The organism is Pengzhenrongella sp. (assembly GCF_036565025.1).
Taxonomy (GTDB): Bacteria; Actinomycetota; Actinomycetes; order Actinomycetales; family Cellulomonadaceae; genus Pengzhenrongella.
This window is the reverse complement of the sequence record NZ_DATCNW010000080.1, coordinates 1-4,232: the sequence shown is the minus strand read 5'-3', so window position 1 is coordinate 4,232 and position 4,232 is coordinate 1. Positions and strand designations below refer to the sequence as shown.

Genomic DNA, 4,232 nt, shown 5'->3' with positions numbered 1-4,232 from the left:
ACGTCGGGCACCGGATCGGACGCGACCTCGGGGGCGACGTCCGGCCCGACGTCGGCCGCGCCCGACGGGGACTCGCCCGCCGCGACCCCGATCAGCAAGGATGACCTCGACGAGCTGACCGCTGCGCTGGGCGACACCGAGGCGCTGGAGCACGAGGTGGGGACGGACATGGCCGGGGACGCGACCGGGTGAGCACCGCGAGAGGCCTGGTCGTGGTCGCCGAGGACGACCCCGCCGTCGCGAGCCTGCTGCGCCTGTACCTCAGCCGCGACGGGTTCGGGGTGGAGACCTACGGCGACGGGACGACCGCGCTGCAGGCCATCCAGGCGCACCGCCCGGTCGCCGTCGTGCTCGACATCGGGCTGCCGGGGACGGACGGGATCGAGGTGTGCCGCCGGCTGCGCGCGGCCGGCGACCGTACGCCGGTGCTGTTCGTGACCGCGCGCGACGACGAGATCGACCGCATCCTCGGCCTCGAGCTCGGCGCCGACGACTACGTCACCAAGCCGTTCAGCCCGCGCGAGCTCGTGGCACGGGTCCGGGCGGTGCTGCGCCGCTCGCAGCCCGACGACGACGCCGGGTCGCGACGAGCCCTCGGCGCGGTCGTGCTCGACCTGACGAGGCGTCGCGCGTGGAACGCCGGCGCCGAGGTGGCGCTGACCGCGACCGAGTTCGACCTGCTCGCGCACCTGCTCGCCCAGCCCGGCCGGGTGTGGCAGCGCGAGGAGCTGCTCGCCTCGGTGTGGGGGTACAGCTCGACGGCGGGCAGCCGGACGGTCGACGTGCACGTGTCCCAGCTGCGCGCCAAGCTCGGCGCGGGGTGCCCGATCCGGACCGTGCGCGGCGTCGGCTACGCGGCCGACGAGCTCGGAGACAAGAACGGCGGCAACGGCGGCGAGACCGGCAGCGACGGCACCGGGGCGCGACCAGGACGACCTGCCGATCGACGGGCGGGCCGAGGCACCGTGAACGCCGCGGCCCGCGGCCGGATGTCCGTGACGACCCGGATCACCCTGCTGTGCATGGGCGTCGCGCTGGTCGCGGCGCTGCTCGCAAGCGTGGCGACGGCCCGGTCCCTGGCCGCCGCCGACCGGGTCGAGACGGCCACCTCCCACGCGGCGAACCTCGACCGCACGCCGGCGCAGCGCCCGTTGCGGCGTGCCCGCGCGGTCGCGCGCCGACCACTCGTTGCCCGCTCGCTGCTGATGTCGGTCGGTGTCGGGCTCGTCGTCGGCGCGGCCGCCGGCGGTGCGATGGCGAGCGTGCTGACCCGCCCGCTGCGCCGCACCGCCGACGTCGCGCGCGCCATGGGCGCCGGGCGCCGCGACGTCCGGGTGCCGGTCGAGGGCCCGCCCGAGATCGCCGACGTCGCCGCGAGCCTGAACGACCTCGCCGACGCCCTCCAGCACAGCGAGAGCCGCCAGCGCGCGTTCCTGCTCTCGGTCTCGCACGAGCTGCGGACCCCCCTCACCGCGGTGCGCGGCTTCGCGGAGTCCATCGCGGACGGCGTGGTCACGGGGGAGGAGGCGGCGCGGGCCGGCGCGGTGGTGCTCGCCGAGTCCCAGCGGCTCGAACGGCTGGTCCGCGACCTGCTCGACCTCGCGCGGCTCGGCGCAGTCGACTTCCGGCTGGACCTCGCCGCCACGGACCTGTCCCGCCTGCTCGACGACGCCGCGACGGTCTGGCGCACCCGCGCGGCGCAGCGCGGCGTCGACCTGCGCGTCGAACGACCGGCGGGACCGCTCGTGGTCCGCACGGACGCCGCGAGGCTTCGTCAGGTGATCGACGGCCTGGCCGAGAACGCCCTGCGCGCGACCCCACCGGGTGCGCCCGTCGTCCTCGCGCTGCGTGGCCCGGCGCCCGGGGACCCGTTCGGGACGCGCGCCGTCGTGCAGGTGCGCGACGGCGGGCCCGGCCTCGCGGTCGCGGACCACGCCGTCGCGTTCGAGGCGGGCGTGCTCGGCGAGCGGTACCGGGACGACCGTCCGGGCGGGGTCGGCATCGGCCTGTCGCTCGTGCAGGGGCTCGTGCAGCGCCTCGGCGGGGAGATCGGGGTGGGGGTGGCGGCCGAGGGCGGCGCCCGGTTCACCGTGCACGTGCGCGACACGGACGACCGCGGACCGGGCGCGGGCGCGGGGCCGTCGCGCTGAGCTCTCGGCCGCTCCGGCTCAGTCTCGTCGCGCCGCCCGGACCGCCGAGCCCTTGAGCCGCGCGAAGTCGGCCCGTGGGCCTGGGCTCAGCCCTGCGGCCGCAGCGCGATCGTCATCGCCTCCATGGCGAGCAGGGGGGCGACGTTTCCCGCAAGCCGCGTGCGCGTCTCGCCGATCGCGTCCATCCGGCGCAGGGTCTGCTCGGGCGTGCTGGCCTCGGCAAGGGTCCGGACCTGCTCGTCCAGCGTCGTGTTGATCAGCTCGACGTCCGCCCCGAGCTGCACGACGAGCACGTCCCGGTACAGCGAGAGCAGATCGATCATCGAGCGGTCGAGCCCGTCGCGCTGGGCGCGGGTCGCGCGGCGCTTCTGGTCCTTCTCGAGCTGGGTGACCTGCGCGCGCAGGCTCGGCGGGAGCGTCGCGGCCCCCTCGGCACCCATCGAGCGGAGCAGCGCGGCCTTCTCCTGCGCGTCGCGCTCCTCGGTGGCGGCCGCCGCCTCGGCCTGCGCGACCTCGACCAGTCGGCCGGCCGCGAGCACCGCGTCGCCCACCCCGCGGATCGCCCCCGGGATCGTGAGCACCCGCGCGCGCCGCTCGCGGGCCTCGGGGTCGCGGGCCAGGCGCCGCGCGATGCCGATGTGGCTCTGCGCCGCGCGGGCGGCGGTGGCCGCGACCTGCGGGTCGACGCCGTCGCGGGAAACCAGCAGGGCCGCGACCGCCTCGACCGGCGGCACTCGCAGCGCGAGGGAGCGGGAGCGGGAGCGGATCGTCACGACGACGTCCTGCGGGCTCGGCGCACACAACAGCCAGACGGTGCGCGGCGGCGGCTCCTCGATCGCCTTGAGCAGCACGTTCGAGGTGCGCTCGGACATCCGGTCGGCGTCCTCGATCAGGATCACGCGCCAGCGTCCACCCGCGGGTGCGCGCTGCGCGAGGGAGACCAGCGAGCGGGTCTCCTCGATCTTGATGCTGACCAGCTCGGTCGCCACGACGGTGATGTCCGCATGGGTGCCGGCGAGCGCCGTCGTGCACGCGGAGCAGTGCCCGCAGCCGCCCTCGGCGCACTGCAGCGCGGCGGCGAATGCCCGCGCGGCGTTGGACCGACCCGACCCGGGCGGCCCGGTGATGAGCCAGGCGTGCGTCATCGCGGCCGGGTCGGCGACGGCCGCACGCAGCACCTCGACCGCGGTCTCCTGCCCGACGACGTCGTCCCAGACGCTCATGCGGTGGCCGCACCCTGCGCATCGGAGGAGGTGATGCCGAGCTCGGCGGCGACCCGCACGCGGATGTCCGCCTGGATCTCCTCGGCGCTGCGCGAGGCGTCCACGACGAGCCAACGCTCGCGGTCGAGGCGCGCGCGGGCGAGGAACGCGTCGCGGATCCGCAGGTGGAACTCGTCACCGGCCCGCTCGAGGCGGTCCGGATCGCCCGTGAGGCGGGTGAGCCCGATCCGCGGATCGAGGTCCAGGAGCACGGTGAGCTGGGGCAACAGGCTCTCGGTGGCCCACAGCGAGAGCCGCTCGACCTCGTCGGCACCCAGGTCGCGCCCGTTGCCCTGGTAGGCGACCGACGAGTCGAGGTAGCGGTCGGTGATCACCACGGCGCCCCGCTCGAGGGCCGGGCGGATCAGCGAGTGCACGTGGTGCGCGCGGTCGGTCGCGTACAGCAGCGCCTCGGTCCGCGGGTCGATGTCCTCGCCGTGCAGGACGGCGTTGCGCAGCTCGATACCGAGCGTGGTGCCGCCGGGCTCGCGGGTGAGCACGACCTCGCGGCCGACCACGTCGCGCAGCCACTCGCCGAGCAGCCGCGACTGCGTGGACTTGCCGACGCCCTCGCCTCCCTCGAAGGAGAGGAAGAAACCGGGGCGCGACTGGGAGCTCACGTGGGTCAGGGTATCCGGAGCCGCCGACGAGCTCCGCGCCGGCGGCGGCGGGCGGCGGTGGTCGGTGGCGGGCGAATGCGGTCGGTGGCGGGCGATGGCGGGCGGCGGCCGGCGATGGCGGGCGGCGGCGGGCGATGGCGGGCGGCCGCCACCGAGGAGCGCGACGCGCAGGAGAAGGCCGCGCTGCTCCGCTCGATGGG

The 4,232-nt window shown here is 76.3% G+C and carries 4 protein-coding genes; 2 read left to right on the top strand and 2 right to left on the bottom strand.

The window, feature by feature from the left end; genetic code table 11:
* The coding region (locus tag VIM26_RS04190) for a hypothetical protein (RefSeq protein WP_331949091.1) at positions 1–192 on the top strand (192 nt) is incomplete at its 5' end.
* Positions 189–2,150: a response regulator gene (locus tag VIM26_RS04185; protein ID WP_331949090.1), complete on the top strand. Its 1,962-nt coding sequence runs from the start codon at positions 189–191 to the stop codon at positions 2,148–2,150. The genes VIM26_RS04190 and VIM26_RS04185, both read left to right, overlap by 4 nt.
* 86 nt (positions 2,151–2,236) lie before the next feature.
* Here VIM26_RS04185 and VIM26_RS04180 read toward each other — a convergent pair whose 3' ends face one another.
* Positions 2,237–3,373, bottom strand: a complete 1,137-nt coding sequence (locus VIM26_RS04180; RefSeq protein ID WP_331949088.1) for a DNA polymerase III subunit delta' — start codon at positions 3,371–3,373, stop codon at positions 2,237–2,239.
* On the bottom strand, positions 3,370–4,041 hold the full coding sequence (gene tmk / locus VIM26_RS04175) for a dTMP kinase (protein WP_414696440.1): 672 nt from the start codon (positions 4,039–4,041) through the stop codon (positions 3,370–3,372). Before tmk ends, VIM26_RS04180 begins: the two co-directional genes overlap by 4 nt.
* Positions 4,042–4,232: the final 191 nt, after the last annotated feature.